Below are 14,801 nucleotides of genomic sequence, written 5' to 3' on the forward strand. Positions count from 1 at the left end.
CGGCCGTCCGCGCGACTCGCGACGGCGGTCTCGTCAGCACACTCTGACGTCGACCGCCATATCTCTTCACCCTGGAGCCATCGATGCGTCCTTCCCTTAGCTTGTCCAAACCGCGCCGTCTGACGCTGCTCGCCGTGGCCGCGGCCGTCGGACTGACATCCGTCGTCGCCACCGGGCCGGTGAGCGCCGCTTCGCCGACGTCCGCCCACTCCGTGAAAGAGCAGCTGCCCGCTGGATTCTCAGAGCACAAGGTGCAGGCCGGCTCGGTCGGCATCGACTACGTGATCGGCGGCCACGGACCGACTCTGGTCCTGATCCACGGATACCCGCAGACCTGGTACGAGTGGCGGCACATCATGCCGGCACTGGCCGAGCATTACACGGTCATCGCCCCCGACCTGCCCGGCGCCGGACGCAGCGACGCCCCGGCGGCCGGCTACGACAAGAAGACGATGGCCGCGGAACTACACGCGCTGCTGGTGCGACTCGGACGGGACAAGGATCTCCGCATCGTCGGGCACGACATCGGCACGATGGTCGCGTACTCCTATGCCGCCGCACATCCGGCGGACGTGCGCAAACTGGTGCTCAGCGAGGCACCGATCCCCGACTCCAGCATCTACTCCTTCCCGTCACTGACCGCGGACGGTCCCGGCGCGTGGCACTTCGGCTTCTTCGCACTCGCCAACGGTCTGCCCGAAGACCTCATCGTCGGCCGCGAGACCGCGTGGACCGGCAAATTCATCGATAATCTCGAGGTCCAGAAGGGCGCCGTCACTTCGGACGATGTTTCGGTCTTCGCCGGTTATCTGCGGGACAAGGCGCACCTGGAAGCGAGCTTCGCGTGGTTCCGCACACTGCCGCAGGACATGGTGGACAACGCCGTCTACCGCAAGCACAAGCTCACCATGCCCGTGCTCGCGATCGGCGCTTCCGGGAGCCTCGGCTCCTCCGTGCCCGACCAGGTGAAGCGGTACGCGAAGAACGTCACCGGCTTCGTCGTCCCCGATTCCGGCCACTGGATCTACGAAGAACATCCCGACGAGATGACCCAGCGCCTGCTCACCTTCTTCAAGTAACCGCCGATCGCCAGGTGTCCCTCGCCCTCGGAGGAACTCCCGGGTCACCCCCGACCTGAGCACCCCGGACGGTCCGGCCACCCTCGTCGTGGCCGGACCGCTTTGCTCGGTGGCCGGCCGGACATCTGCGAAGCACTGTCGAAAGAGGTCGGTCCGCACGGCGTACGGATCCACACGGTCAGCTCGGACCCGTGGAGACCGATCTGTGGCTGGGCGCCGGCGGGGTGGCCGAAACGTCGGCGATGTGAGCGACCGCCCCCGGAGGACGTCGCCAGAGGCGCGGTCGGCGCACCTTTTGCCCATCTTGTTCATTGGGTGCCGGGCTCGATGGTCCAGCAGTCCGGTATCACTCAGAAAGGCCGCTTTCCCATGAGTACGCAATTGCCCATTGGTGACCTTCGAGCGAACGTGACCGGTCCCGTCCTCCTACCGGAGGACGAGGGCTACGCGGGGGAGCTTCGCACCTACAACCTGACAGTGGTGCACGAGCCGTCCGTCGTGGTCGGCGCCGAGAACGCGGCCGACGTTCAGGCCGCAGTGAAGTTCGCCGCGGCTCATGACCTGCCGGTCGCGGTGCTGGGCGCGGGTCACGGCAGCTCGGTACCGTCGACGGGCTCGGTCCTGATCACGACGCGGCGCCTGACCGCGCTGGCGATCGACGAGGGTGCTCGCACGGCCCGAGTCGAGGCGGGCGTCCGGTGGGCCGACTTCATCGAGCAGGCAGGCAAGGTGGGCCTGGCGGGGCTGAACGGTTCGTCGCCGACGGTGACAGTCGTCTCCTACACGCTGGGCGGAGGTCTGGGACCGTTCGGCCGCAAACACGGGTACGCCGCCGACCACGTCACCGCTTTGGAGGTCGTGACCGCGGACGGCCAGTTGCGGCGCGTCACCGCGGAATCCGAGCCCGACCTGTTCTGGGCGGTGCGCGGCGGGAAAGGCAACTTCGGGGTCGTGGTGGCGATCGAGTTCGACCTGTTCCCGATCCGCAGCTTCTACGGCGGCGGCATCTTCTTCCCGGGCGAGCTGTCCGGGAAGGTGCTGCACCTGTTCCGCGAGTGGACGGCCGACGTGCCGGAGGAGATGTCAGGCTCAGTTGGGTTGTTGCACCTCCCTGCGTTGCCGTTCGTGCCGGAACCGCTGCGCGACCGGCTGGTGGCCCATCTGCGGATCACATACCTCGGAGACCCGGCGGAAGGCGAACGGCTGGTCGCGCCGTTCCGGGCACTGGGCGAGCCGATCATCGACGCGGTCGGAGAGATGCCGTACTCGGCGGTCGCGGCGGTACACAACGACCCGGTCGACCCGCTGCCGTTGTTCGAGCATGGTGCCCTCCTGAGCGAGTTGCCGGCCAAGGCGGTGGACGAGTTCCTCCGGCTGGCCGGCCCGGACGCGGCCTCGCCGCTGGTCCTGGCCGAGATCCGTCACATGGGCGGTGCGCTGGCCCGGCCGCCGGCGGTGCCGAACGCGGTCGGCAACCGCGACGCGACGCTCTACAACGTCTTCCTCGTGGCGGCGGGCGGCCCGCCCGACGCCAAAGCCCTGCGCGCCTACGAGCAGACGCTGATCGACGCCCTGGCACCGTGGTCGACCGGCCGCCGGTATCTGAACTTCATGTTCGCGGGCGACGCGGAACCGCAGACCGCGGCGCTGGGCTGGTCGGAGGAGGCCTACCCGCGGCTCCGCGACATCAAGCGACGGTACGACCCAGCGAACCTGTTCCGGATCAACCACAACATCCCGCCCACGAACTGACGAGAGCTGCGGATGCCGAGACGCTAATGCGGTGCTCGGAGTCGAGCGGCTCGTCGTCAGTTAGGGCCGATATCGAAGTTCGCGTCCGTGCGCGTGAGTGGTCGGCCTGATGGTTACGGACGTGTCATAGATCGACAATGAGCGAGGTCTCCGGTGTGGTTGGTCGACCGAGACAAACCGAACACCGGAGACCTCGTGGTCACCGTTAGGGGTGACGAGGCGGTTCGACCTGGCCGATGCGCAACAGCTCTGCTCAGGGATCGGCAGAGCTTTGGAGTGGCCTTCGTCAGCAGGCTCCAAACTCAACAACAGCCGGTGTTCATGTGGTTGCAGACTGGCAGGGCGCGGTGACGAACGCGGGCAGCCCGGTGATCGCCTGGCCCATGATGAGGGCGTGGATCTCGTCGGTGCCTTCGTACGTCCGTACGGCCTCAAGATTGTTCGCGTGCCGCAGCGGTGAGTGGTCGAGCGTGATGCCGTTGCCGCCGAAGATCGTGCGGGCCTGCCTGCAGATCTCGATGGCCTGCCGGACGTTGTTCAACTTGCCGAACGAGACCTGCTCATGCCGCAGCATGCCGGCGTCCTTCAAGCGGCCGGTGTGCAACGCCACCAGCGTCCCTTTCTGGATCTCCAGCACCATGTCGACGAGCTTCTGCTGGGTGAGCTGGTACGCGGCGATCGGCGCGCCGAACTGGTGGCGTTCCAAGGCGTACTTGAGCGCCGCCTCGTACGCGTCGCGGGCCGCGCCCATCGCCCCCCACATGATCCCGTATCGCGCCTCGTTGAGGCAGGTGAAGGGGGCTCGAAGGCCGTGGGCGTCCGGCAGGACGGCCTCGTTGCCAACGAGTACGCCGGTCAGGGTGATGTCAGCCTGGATCGAGGCGCGCATGCCCAACTTAGGCTGGATCGGCGTTGCGGTGAACCCGGCGGTGCCGGTGGGAACGAGGAAGCCGCTGATTCCGTCGGCGGTCTTGGCCCAGATGACCGCGACGTCGGCGATCGTGGCCAGCCCGATCCACCGTTTGCCGCCGTTGAGCACCCAGCCGTCGCCGTCCCGTACGGCCGTGGTGCGCATCTCGGCGGGGTCGCTGCCCGCAGTCGGTTCGGTGAGGCCGAAGCAGCCGATCAGGTCACCGGCGGCCATGCCGGGCAGCCACCGCTGCTTCTGCTCCTCCGAGCCGAACATGTGGATCGCCGTCATGGTGAGCGACCCCTGGACGCTGGAGAACGTGCGCATGCCGGAGTCGCCGGCTTCCAGCTCCATGCAGGCCAGGCCGTACTCGACGGCGCTGTGCCCGGGGCAGCCGTAGCCGGTCAGGTGCATGCCGAGCAGGCCGAGCGCGCCCATGTCGGGCGCGATCTCCTTCGGGAAGTACGCGTCTTCATACCAGCGCGCGATGTTCGGCGTGATCCGGGCGCGTACGAATTCGCGGACGTGGTCTCGCAGCTTGAGCTCCTCCGCCGATAGCAGGCTGTCGAGATCGAGGTAATCCACTGACAGATCAGGCATATCGGCCTCCTTCCCGTGTGTCGCTCCTCAGTGCAGGAACCCGGCGGAGCGGGCGTCACAGCGGAGACGGTCGCGGTGGTCGGGATGGGCGATCCGGATCAGCGCATCGGCGCGCTGGGAGAGGCTGCGTCCTCGCAGGCAGGCCACGCCGTACTCGGTGACGACGTGGTCGACGGTGTTCTTCAGGCTGGTCACCGCGCTGCCCGGAGTGAGGGTGGCGGTGATCCGGCTGACACCGCTGCTGGTGCTCGCGTGCGTCACCAGGAAGCCCATGCCGCCTTCGGAATACAGCGCGCCGCGTGCGAAGTCGGCCTGGCCGCCGGACCCCGACCAGTACCGCCCGGCGATCGTCTCGCTCGCCGCCTGCCCCATCAGATCCACCTCACTGGTGGCGCTGATCGAGATCATGTTGGGCTCCCCGGCGATGACGCGCGGGTCGTTGACCCATTCGACCGGCAGCAGCGCCACGGACAGGTTGCCGTCGATCCAGTCGAACAGGCGACGTGTCCCCAGGCAGAGTGTGGCCACGTGCTTGTTACGAGCCCGCCGGTGCTTGTGTCCACCGGTCAGCACGCCCGCCTCCGCGAGATCCACCATCCCGTCGACTAGCAGTTCGCTGTGGACGCCGAGATGACGATGGTCGCGCAGCGTGGGCAGCAGGGCGTTGGGAACGCTGCCGATTCCGATCTGCAGGCAGGCCCCGTCGGGGACCCGCTCGGCGATGAACTCGGCGATCCGCCGGTCTCGTTCGTCTGGGGCGGCCGATCTCACCTCGGGCAGCGGGTAGTCCGCCGTGCACCAGCCGGCGACCTGGGAGATGTGCACCTGGTTGCCGCCGTAGGTGCGCGGCATCTGGGGGTTCGCTTCGAGGAAGAACGGGACTTCACCGATGAACGAGGCGACGTAGTCGGCGTTTGTGCCGAGGCTGAAGTATCCGTGCTGGTCAGGTGGGCTGGCCGCAGCTAGGACGATCACGTGCTTGGTCGTCTGGCGTAGCAGCAGTGGCACCTCGCTGAAGTGCGCGGGGACCAGCTCGACCGTGCCGGCCGCGTACCCGTCACGCGATCCCGGTCCGAGGAAGTAGCTGACGTGCTCCAGCCGGCCCGGATAGGCCCCGTCGATGTAGCGGCGCCGGCGCGGCGCATCCATCTGATGCACCCGTACGCCTTCGAGATCGCTCGCGTGCGTTTCCAGAGTGTCGATCACCGTCTGCGGCTCACCGCTATACGAGGGCACGATGAGGTCGGCGCCTGGTGTCACCAGCGCCAGCACGTCCTCCTGACGTCCCGGCCGCATCGTCACGGCCCGCCCGCGCTCCCCCATCATGCGCCCCCTTTTGGCAAAGACCGCACGGGTATCGCCCACCGCGAAGATGCGTCATCCTCCATGCCGGACGTCCAAGTCCGGTTATCTGGCGCCTCAGTGGTCCACCTCGATCGCGGTCGGGGCAGATCTACCTCTTTTCAGGCTATGGCGGGTCACGGCAAACCCTCATCAAGCGTCAGTATGAGCTTGCTCCGTTCTCCAGAACCGCCTACTGGGCGAAGGCGAAGCCGCACTCCAGTGCTCCACGGTGCCCAGCGTGTGCCTATGGTGGCCGACGTTGCCGTCACTGTTGCCGTCACCTCCGCGCGGCTATCCAGTGGCAAGCCGAGGGCCGTTCGGAAGGAGATCCGGGTCTTCCGCTCAATCAGCGTCGGAAACGGGCAGCGTTTCGGCGAGCCCCACGGCCATCGCGCGGAGCAGGAGCTTGAGGCGGGGTTCGAAGTCGAGCGCGATGTGCCCCCAGGAGGGAACCTGCTCGTACAGCTTGGCCAGGGTTGGCGTCGGATGGGAGACCTGCCAGAACCCGCTGGCGAGCGGAAGCGTGGCCGCGATCATCGACTGCAACTGGCTCGCCGACATCGTGCTCACACGCTTCAGCATGTCGATGATCTCGTCGTGCGCCACGAACGCGTTCGTCTTATAGCGGCGGGCCCGCTCGATGTCGACGTCGCCTTCCAAGTCCATCGGGACATGTGCAAGGAGATCGCAGAAGACCGGTAGCGACGCGATCGTCTCCGTGAGCACGTCAGCGACGTCCACCGGCTGCAGGCGGACCGGCCCGGCCACTCGGGCGCCGATCGTGTCGCGCCAGTGGCCCCAGCCGCGCTCGGCGAGCTCCAGCAGGAGCTCTTCCTTGCTCGCGTAGTAACGCCGCACGCCGGTGCGGTGGAGGCCGGCGCGCTCGGTCACCGCCGCGACGGTCACGAACCGAACGCCGCCGAGCTCAAGCGCGAGCGCCTCTGCGGCAGCAAGCAGGTCCTCCGAACGCTGCGCCTTGTCCTCGGCCGATCTCGCCCTCTCCCGCATCCCGCAACAATAACGCACGGCATGATGCGCTATGCATGGTACTGTCATGCATAACGCATCACGTAGTGCGCTAACGCGAGGAGAGCAAGCCATGAAGGCTGTGCAAGCCACCCGCTTCGGAGAACCGGCCGTTCTTGAGGTCATCGAGCTGCCCGATCCAGCGCCGAGGCCGGGTGAAATCGCCATTGACGTCACCCATGCCGCTGTCGGCCTCATCGACCTCTTCTTCCGCGAAGGTCGCTTCAAGGACCGGCCCGGGATGCCGCAGCCGCCGTTCATCCCGGGTCTCGAGGTCGCCGGAACGGTGCGGGCGCTCGGTGATGGAGTGCGCGGGTTCGAGATCGGCGAGAAGGTTGTTTCGATGTCCAACGGCGGCGTCGGCGGTTACGCATCGGTCTTCATCGCGCAAGCACCTCACGCGGTGTCCCTTGAGGGCCACGACATCGACCCCGCTCTCGCGGTCTCTGTCGTGCCAAATGCCGCGATGGCGCACGTCGCGCTGACGCGCGTCGCCCATCTGGTCGAGGGCGAGAGCGTGCTGATCCACGGAGCGCTCGGCGGATTCTCCGCGGCGTTCCCCGGGATGGCGAAGCAGCTGGGCGCCGGCCGGGTCGTCGGCACGGTTCGCGCGAGCAAGCTCCAAGCCGCCGCCACCACGAAGCTCCCGTACGACAAGATCGTCGACTCGGCGGAGCTCCCAGCTGCGCTCGGCGAGGAACGCTTCGACGTCGTCATCGACCCTGTCGGCGGAGAGGTGCGCAGCCAGAGCCTCGATCTGATGCGCCCCGGCGGTCGGCTCATCGCCGCCGGCAATGCCAGCGGGGACTGGGGTCACTCGGTCGAGACCAATCGGCTCTGGTTCGGAAGCGTCGCGGTCATGGGCTTCAACGCCGGCGCCTACCTGCCCACACACCCGGACACCGTGCGGCCCGCCCTCGAAGCAGCCGTCCAGGCTGTCGCCGCCGGACTCGGCCAGACCGAGGTTGACGTGCTCTCGTTCAGCGAGGCTGTAACCGCTCACCAACGGATGGCAAGCCGGTCGCTCAACGGGCGCATCGTCCTAACCCCCGGCGAACCGGCGTAGGCGACACCGTTGGTGACGTCCCCAGGCGCGTGCGACATTCAAGGCCGCCACGAACGCCCACCTGAGCAAGCGAGGCCGCGTGTCTTCCCAGACACGCGGCCTCGCTGCTCGTACAGGGACGTTCCCGGGGCAGTGAACTCTGCCACGGGCTAGAACGACGGCGTTTCATTTCTTCTCGCTGAGGGCGAGCAGCCTGTCCACCAGTGTCCGGGCGTGGTGCGCGTTGGTCGGCCGTTCGAAGAACATCGCGTGGAAGTACAGCGGTGCGAGGATGACCTCCAGCAGCTCCAGCAACGTGGGGGGGTTCTCCCCGCGATCCCTGGCGCGGTCGAGCATCTTCTGGAGCTGCGTGCCTCGCTCCAGAAGATAGACCTGCTTGGAAGGCTCTCCCTCCGGGCGCGTACCCACCAGGGCGGCACGGAGGAAGACGGGACCGAGGGGACCGGCCACGTCCTCGGCCACCTGGACCGCGTAGGCCTCCAGGTCCCCACGGAGCGTCCCGGTGTCGGGAACCGGGGACGAGCGCGTGAGCTGCTCGGTCACCACGTCGTCGACCAACGCGCCCAACGTGCCCCAGCGCCGGTAGATCGTGGCCTGGTGGACTCCGGATCGCTCCGCCACCTGCGCGATGCTCAGATCGTCCCAGTCCGCCTCGTGGAGCAGGTCGAGGACGGCCTCGCATACGGCCGTGCGGACGCGGGCGTTACGCCCCCCGGGCCGGCGTACGGGTTCCTGTGCTGCCATGGCCGACATCTTAACGCGAATAGTCTTGCTTTAAGCGTGTCACCGCGCTAAGTTCCCCTTGAAGCGAATAATTTCGCATTAAGGAGGCGGGCGTGGATGCGCTGATCTTTGAGAAGGACGTCATGTTCTGGTACGAGACGCTGCGCTTGCTCGGCCACATCGCCTACGGCGGCGCGGACTTCGGTGAAGTGATCACCACCGCACAGCGGATCACCGAGAGTGACTACGACAGCTGGCACAAGGAGTGGCGGGCGACGGCCGACCGCGTCGCCGGCGAAGCTCGGCGGAGCCTGGCGGCCGGCCACGAGGTCAGCGCGCGTGACGGGTTGCTGCGGGCGTCCACCTACTACCGCTCTGCCGAGTTCTTCCTGCACGGCGACCCGTCCGACCCGCGCGTCGACCAGTCCTACGCGCTCGGCGTGGAGTCGTTTCGCGCGGCGGCCCGGCTGTCGGACATCAGGATCGAACCGGTGCTGATCCCGTACGCGCACACCGCTCTCACCGGCTACCTCTACCGGGCGGGCGACAGCCGTACACCCCGGCCCACCATCGTGATGCACAACGGCTTCGACGGCAGCGCAGAGGAAATGCACTTCTTCGGCGCGGCGGCGTTCGCCGAACGCGGCTACCACGTCCTCACCTTCGACGGCCCCGGGCAGCCTGGGCCGATGCACCGCGAAGGGCTGGTGTTCCGGCCGGACTGGGAGAAGGTGGTCGGCCCGGTGCTCGACTACCTGCTCGCGCTGCCCGAGGTCGATCCTGAGCGGGTCGCGCTGCTGGGCGCCAGCATGGGAGGACTGCTGGCGCCACGCGCCGCCGCCTTCGAACCGCGGATCAACGCGCTCATCGCCTTCGACGGCGTCTACGACATGGGGGCGATCGTCGCGGGCCACTTCGGCGAGGACCGCGATCAGGCGCGGGCCGTACTGGGCGCCGAGTCCGCGCCCGAGGTCGACGAGATCATTCAAGGCCTCATGGCGAACGACCCCGTCATGCGGTGGGCCTTCACCCACGGCATGTGGGTCACCGGCGCCCAGTCACCGCGCGGGTACGCGGCCAAGATACTCGACTATCACCTTCGTGACGGCATCGCCGAGCGGATCAGGTGCCCCACCCTGGTCTGCTCGGCCCCCGGCGACTTCGCCTTCCAAGGCCAGCCCGAGGCGCTCCACGATCACCTGACCTGCCCGAGAACCTTCCTCGAGTTCACCGCCGAGGAGGGTGCCGACGCCCATTGCCAATCAGGCGCCCAGCGACTGGCCATGGCCCGCATCAGTGACTGGCTCGACGAGACCTTCAGGAGTGAGAAATGAGCCGTTCAGGTAACAACCAGATCGTTTCGGTCGTGCTGTGGGACGTGGTGCCGGTGATCGGCACCTACTATGTGTGCCGCGCGCTGAGCGTGAGCGAGTACGCCGCCATGCTGACGGCGGCGAGCGTCGGATTCCTGCGGGTCGCCTACGTCGCCGTCCGGCAGCGTCGCTTCGATGGATTCGCCGCCTTCATGGGCGTCGTCTTCGGCGTGGGAATGATCCTCTCCTTGCTGACGGGGGACGCGAAGTTCCTCCTGGCCATCAAGTCCGTCACCACCGCGGTCGCGGGCCTGATCTTCCTGTGTTCCTGCGTCGCAGGCCGTCCCGCGGCCTTCGCCGTGGCGAAGCGCTTCGGCGCCGAAGACGCGGACACCGCGCGGCGCTGGGACGTCCTGTACGCGGCGGAGCCGATGTTCCGCCGGACCTACCTGGTGATGACCCTCGTCTGGGGAATCGCGCTTCTGGTCGAGTCGGCCGTCCGCCTCCCCCTGGTCCACTGGCTGCCGACCGATGTCATGGCCGGGCTGTCGTCGATCCTCCTGGTGGCGACCATCGGCCTGCTCGGAGCATGGAGCGCCTGGTACGGCAAGCGCGGCGAAGAGGCGGCGAAGAAGGCCTCCAGTTCGGAGGCCGGCTCCCGGAACGCGGTTCCCGCCAGGGCACTGTCCGACGACTGAGCCGCGAATGATGACGGGGCCTGGGAGGACACGGCGGACGCGCGCCACCGTCGAGGCAAACGGCGGGGCAGATGTGCTGGCGAAGTTGGGGAGCGATCCGCAAGCCGCCGGCCTCGCGACATGCGGTTTCACGATCTCCGCCACACCTGCGTGACCCTGCTGCTCAACCTAGGCGTCCCTCCCCAAGTCGTCCGCGACATCGTCGGTCATAGCGACATCGAAGTGACGATGACCATCTACGCCCACGCCTCCCTCGACGACAAGCGCCGCGCCCTCCGCAAGCTAGGCGACGCCCTGGGCTGAAACATGCCGACGCCAAGAAGACCCTGGAGCAATCATGCTCTGGGGTCTTGTCACAGGCCTAGCGCGCCCTCTGGTCAGGGGCGACGCGGGCCAGATGGTGGGCGGCCTCGTCCGGGGAAAGGATGCGGTCGACGGTAAGGGCGGGCTCCATCAGCGGGTACGCTCGCCCAGCGTTCCAACTGCGCGGGTAGGGCGGCGGATCGAGGACGACCACGCGCCGGCCCTCGGCGAACGGGATGTCGGCGGGACGACCCTCGTTCCAGATCCACTCGCCCGTCGCGTCTACCAGGTTGAACTGGCCCGAGATCCCGCCGGCTGGCTGCATCTCGCCAGTGGTCGCCGCGGCGATCCACGTGGGGGCTGGCCGCTCGCCCGGGATGAGCCCTGCGGCCGGGTCACCGATGAGCGCTGCGGCGAGCAGGGTGTGTAGCTGGAAGTTGTCGCCGATCCCGCTGATCGTCACCTCGTACCCGCGTTCCCCTAGACGATCGAGCACGAGCAGCGGCTCATCATCAACGACCTGGAGCAGCCCGTGCAGCCAATAAGCACGGTCGATCTGCTCCGGCGTGGCCGCCAAGGCGGCTCCGAGCCGTTCCCGGAACGGCAACGCGAGCCGCACATCCTTGCGTTGCATCGGCAGGAGCAGCCCCTGCACCCACTCCCCGACGGTGAACCACGCCTCGACGACCGGCTGATCGTCGACGAGCCGCTCCATGACCTGACCGGCCTGATCCTCTTCGTTGGGATCAGGCAGCTCGGCCTCTCCCCACAAAGCCGGAAAGCGAGTGGCGAGCTCGAGACCCTCCGCGATCCGCACAGAGAGCGCCCCGAGCGCATCTCCCGGCGAGGCCCCGACCTCGATCAACTGCCCAGCGAGCATGGCGAGATCACGCCCCGAGGCGAGTCGAACCCTCCCCAGCGCCTCCCCGAGCACCTCGACGGCCGCACTGCACTCAATGCCGTCCGCCGCCCTGGCCCGATTGACCGCAAGCCCGGACAGCCGAGCGACTGCCGCCCACTCCTGCTTCTCCGAAGCCGAGACCAACTCGCGGCAGATGCCAGGAAGATCCCTCTTCGTTCGCCAGATCATCCGGGCATCGTAGTGGAGTGAAAACCAGGGCATGTCCTGTGGATCTTGTTCGCGGCGTCCGCGCACCTGGACGCCGCATAGCCGGACGAAGATTCGCCAGACACGCCCAAAGCCTGCACTCACGCACGCCCCAACCCGGTAGACGTTGCTGTCAGCGTTGCTGTCACAAGAGATCAAAAAGCCCCGGGCCATGATCGGCTCGGGGCGTTCTTGCTGCTCAGAGAGTGTGGTCAGGGGCAGGGTCGAACTGCCGACCTTCCGCTTTTCAGGCGGACGCTCGTACCAACTGAGCTACCTGACCTCGGCGGCTGCCGCCGTACGCGGTCCTGACGGGACTTGAACCCGCGACCTCCACCTTGACAGGGTGGCGAGCACTCCAAACTGCTCTACAGGACCTCTATTGTCCGGAAGATCTCTTCCGTCTTGTTCGGCTCGCCTAGCTTAGCAGCTCCAGGAAGGTCATCGACCTTCCGTTTCACTGCCTCGCTCGGTGAGCGCGCGTGCCCCCAACGGGATTCGAACCCGTGCCGCCGCCTTGAAAGGGCGGTGTCCTAGGCCGCTAGACGATGGGGGCTCAGGGCGTTGCCCTGTTTCCGCGACGCCTTCCGTCGGAGACCTCTGAAGCATAGGGGACGTATGCCCCCGATGCCAAAGCGATAGGCGACGGAGAGCCGGTGATCGTCCCCGATGGCTGCGGGGGCGTCGTCGACTCGGAAGAAGACTCGGGAAGAATTCTACGACCAGGGTCCGGCTCGATATGACGCTCGACCTGGACCCGCTGCTCTCCGAAGCCGCCGATGGTGATGTCATCCCAGGCCTGGAGCCGGTGCGTGCTCTTGTTGAAATAGAGCACCGAGGCCATCAACGGGGTCGGCTCGTCCCCTTCCAGGCCGCGCAGGCCCGCGCCGCCGGTCGAGCCCTGGATCATCAGCCGCGTGCCCGTCGGCAGCATCTCAGTGGACCGCTGGTGCACGTGGCCGGCCAGCACCAGGGCGACCTGGCCGGACACCCCTCTCCCCACCGTCGGGTCATGGACCGCCACGATGTCGGCGGGGATCCTGTCCGGGCTCGAGGTCGACGCCGATCTCGGCGTCTCCGGGGGTGCGATCTTCGCGGCCTGCGCGCGGCCGAGATCGATGAGCGCCTGACTGGTGTCGTCAGACTGCTGCACCGACTTGTCCGGCGTGAACCGGGGATCGCCGATGCCGAAGATGCGCAGCCCGCCGACGGTCGCCGCGTTGCCGTCCAGCACGATCGCGTTCTTCTGTTTGGCGACCGCCCGCTGCGTGCTCATCGCGTCGTGGTTGCCGCGCACATAGACGTACGGCACGCCCAGGCGGCCGATCTCCTCGACGAACTTGTCCTCGGCGCTCGTTCCGTGGTCGCTGATGTCGCCGGTGTCGATGACCAAATTGACCTTGAACTGGTCCTTCAGCGATTCGATGACGTTCCAGGCGATCGGATTGATGTGCAGGTCCGAGACGTGCAGGACCCGGATCGTGCTGGGGTCCGGGTCGTAGATCGGCAGAGTCGAGCCGGCCTCGTAGAGCTGGGAGACATTGGTCACCAGCTTCGCGAGCTGGCCGCGGTACTCCGAGAACCGGGTCACGATCGACTGGGCGCTGCCCACGAGGGACGGAACGCCCGTCAGAAGGCCCGTGTAGCGGGGCTCGGAGATGGACCTGGGGTTGAACGTCAGGGCGGCGACCCCGCCCATGACGACGACCATGACGAGCGAGCCCGCCCCGGTCCAGGCGGCCCGGGAAATGCGCCGGAAGACCACCAGGCCGGTGAGGAATCCGGCGGCGGCGGCGAAGAGCAACCCGCGGATGACCAGGCGGCGGAGCCCGTCGGTCACGTCCTGCCCGATGATCGTCGGCAGCCGGTCGGCCCATCGCGGGTTGTTCAGGATCTCCTGGGCCGCCTCCGGGTGGACCGCGTCGATGGTCAGGCTCAGCCGTACCGGACTGTTGTGGGTGTCGAAGCTCAGCGTGCCGAGCGGACGGACGTCGACGACGGTCTCGCCGCTCCAGGAGGGACGCAGGGACATCCCGATGTCGGCGGGGCCCACCGGCGTGTCCACGGACGCGCCGACGGCCAGGCCCAGCCATCCCCCGGCCACCGCGGCCAGGATGATCGCCAGGATCCGCGCCGTGCGGCCCTTACCCAGCCGCTGGGCGGTCTCCCTCCACTTCGAGATCTCCATGTCCTTCCTGCCTATCCGAACTCGCCGCCAGACGCGCACGCATGCCCTCGATGATCAGGGCCATGCCGTGCTCGAACGCGTCCTGGCTCTGAGGACCGCCGATCCGGATCATCGCTTCACGGAGGTGGGGATACGGGGCGAGGCTCTCCAGAGCCTCCTCGAACTGCGACCAATCACCGCTTCCCCGTTCCCTGTCGGCCTGCTCCTCAAGCACGAAGCCGCCGAGGAAGCTCGACAGGGCCGTCACGCCCCACATCGCGTCCTCGACGGCGAAACCCACCCGGATGAGCGATCCCAGGATCATCTCGACCGTGGACAACATCCCCTGACCTGGGTGTGTTCCCGCCGTCAGCCGCGCGGAGTCGCGATGGGAGTTCAGCACCCGGCGTTGCTCGCGCACCCACTCCGCCAGCCACGTCTCCCAGGACTCCCCCTCGGGCAGCGGCCCGAGCCGCGGGCCCTCGCGGACGGTGATGACCTCCGTCATCTCGTCCAGCAACTCCTGCTTGTTCCTGAAGTGCCAGTAGAGCGCCGGAGCCTGCACGCCCAGCTCGGCCGCGAGCCTCCGCAGCGTCAGCTTCTCCAGCCCCACCTCATCGAGCAGCCGGAGCGCCGTCACGACGATCTTGTCCCGTTCGAGTGCCACGGTTGACAGCTTAACAACGTTCAATGCATCCTTAACGTTGTTAGA

13 protein-coding genes and 3 tRNA genes are annotated in these 14,801 nt (G+C 67.5%); 6 read left to right on the top strand and 10 right to left on the bottom strand.

Annotated elements, in window-relative coordinates:
- Nucleotides 1-83 precede the first annotated feature (83 nt).
- Together Pka01_RS35435 and Pka01_RS35440 are read left to right on the top strand one after the other, a co-directional pair.
- On the top strand, nt 84-1,079 hold the full coding sequence (locus Pka01_RS35435; protein WP_203887357.1) for an alpha/beta fold hydrolase: 996 nt from the start codon (nt 84-86) through the stop codon (nt 1,077-1,079).
- Nucleotides 1,080-1,487: 408 nt separating this feature from the next.
- Complete coding sequence (locus Pka01_RS35440) at nt 1,488-2,831, top strand: FAD-binding oxidoreductase (protein WP_203887358.1); 1,344 nt, start codon at nt 1,488-1,490, stop codon at nt 2,829-2,831.
- Nucleotides 2,832-3,150: 319 nt separating this feature from the next.
- Here Pka01_RS35440 and Pka01_RS35445 read toward each other — a convergent pair whose 3' ends face one another.
- From Pka01_RS35445 to Pka01_RS35455, 3 genes are all read right to left on the bottom strand, one after another.
- The gene (locus tag Pka01_RS35445) at nt 3,151-4,341 is read right to left on the bottom strand and encodes an acyl-CoA dehydrogenase family protein (RefSeq protein ID WP_203887359.1); all 1,191 of its coding nucleotides are present in this window, start codon (nt 4,339-4,341) and stop codon (nt 3,151-3,153) included.
- A gap of 27 nt (nt 4,342-4,368) precedes the next feature.
- Nucleotides 4,369-5,667: an acetyl-CoA hydrolase/transferase family protein gene (locus tag Pka01_RS35450; RefSeq protein ID WP_203887360.1), complete on the bottom strand. Its 1,299-nt coding sequence runs from the start codon at nt 5,665-5,667 to the stop codon at nt 4,369-4,371.
- Nucleotides 5,668-6,027: 360 nt separating this feature from the next.
- The gene (locus Pka01_RS35455) at nt 6,028-6,693 is read right to left on the bottom strand and encodes a TetR family transcriptional regulator (protein WP_203887361.1); all 666 of its coding nucleotides are present in this window, start codon (nt 6,691-6,693) and stop codon (nt 6,028-6,030) included.
- A gap of 46 nt (nt 6,694-6,739) precedes the next feature.
- Between Pka01_RS35455 and Pka01_RS35460 the strand changes: the two genes are divergently transcribed.
- Entirely contained in the window at nt 6,740-7,777 is a 1,038-nt protein-coding gene (locus tag Pka01_RS35460) for a quinone oxidoreductase family protein (RefSeq protein WP_203887362.1), read from the top strand.
- A gap of 165 nt (nt 7,778-7,942) precedes the next feature.
- Here the strand turns inward: Pka01_RS35460 and Pka01_RS35465 are convergent, their stop codons facing one another.
- Nucleotides 7,943-8,521 carry a TetR/AcrR family transcriptional regulator gene (locus tag Pka01_RS35465; protein WP_203887363.1) on the bottom strand — a complete coding sequence of 193 codons (579 nt, stop codon included), beginning with the start codon at nt 8,519-8,521 and terminating at the stop codon, nt 7,943-7,945.
- 92 nt (nt 8,522-8,613) lie between these two features.
- Here Pka01_RS35465 and Pka01_RS35470 point away from each other — a divergent pair, with 92 nt between their 5' ends.
- The 3 genes from Pka01_RS35470 to Pka01_RS35480 all read left to right on the top strand — a co-directional run bounded on the left by Pka01_RS35470 (nt 8,614) and on the right by Pka01_RS35480 (nt 10,814).
- On the top strand, nt 8,614-9,834 hold the full coding sequence (locus tag Pka01_RS35470) for an alpha/beta hydrolase family protein (RefSeq protein WP_203887364.1): 1,221 nt from the start codon (nt 8,614-8,616) through the stop codon (nt 9,832-9,834).
- A complete protein-coding gene (locus tag Pka01_RS35475) occupies nt 9,831-10,511 on the top strand; it encodes a VC0807 family protein (RefSeq protein WP_203887365.1) in 681 nt (226 codons plus the stop codon). Before Pka01_RS35470 ends, Pka01_RS35475 begins: the two co-directional genes overlap by 4 nt.
- Nucleotides 10,512-10,631: 120 nt before the next feature.
- Entirely contained in the window at nt 10,632-10,814 is a 183-nt protein-coding gene (locus tag Pka01_RS35480) for a tyrosine-type recombinase/integrase (protein WP_239115902.1), read from the top strand.
- A gap of 58 nt (nt 10,815-10,872) precedes the next feature.
- Here the strand turns inward: Pka01_RS35480 and Pka01_RS35485 are convergent, their stop codons facing one another.
- The 6 genes from Pka01_RS35485 to Pka01_RS35510 form a co-directional block, all read right to left on the bottom strand.
- Nucleotides 10,873-11,904, bottom strand: coding sequence for a hypothetical protein (locus Pka01_RS35485; protein WP_203887366.1), 1,032 nt, complete (start codon nt 11,902-11,904; stop codon nt 10,873-10,875).
- Between the two features lie 227 nt (nt 11,905-12,131).
- A tRNA-Phe gene (locus tag Pka01_RS35490) sits at nt 12,132-12,205 on the bottom strand.
- 20 nt (nt 12,206-12,225) lie between these two features.
- Nucleotides 12,226-12,300: transfer RNA gene (locus Pka01_RS35495), tRNA-Asp, on the bottom strand.
- A gap of 105 nt (nt 12,301-12,405) precedes the next feature.
- Nucleotides 12,406-12,478 (bottom strand) — tRNA-Glu (locus Pka01_RS35500).
- Nucleotides 12,479-14,110 carry a metallophosphoesterase family protein gene (locus tag Pka01_RS35505; RefSeq protein WP_203887367.1) on the bottom strand — a complete coding sequence of 544 codons (1,632 nt, stop codon included), beginning with the start codon at nt 14,108-14,110 and terminating at the stop codon, nt 12,479-12,481.
- Nucleotides 14,067-14,756, bottom strand: a complete 690-nt coding sequence (locus Pka01_RS35510; RefSeq protein ID WP_203887368.1) for a TetR/AcrR family transcriptional regulator C-terminal domain-containing protein — start codon at nt 14,754-14,756, stop codon at nt 14,067-14,069. The genes Pka01_RS35505 and Pka01_RS35510 overlap by 44 nt, the downstream gene beginning before the upstream one ends.
- Nucleotides 14,757-14,801 lie beyond the last annotated feature (45 nt).

Source organism: Planotetraspora kaengkrachanensis (assembly GCF_016862895.1).
Classification (GTDB): Bacteria; Actinomycetota; Actinomycetes; order Streptosporangiales; family Streptosporangiaceae; genus Planotetraspora; species Planotetraspora kaengkrachanensis.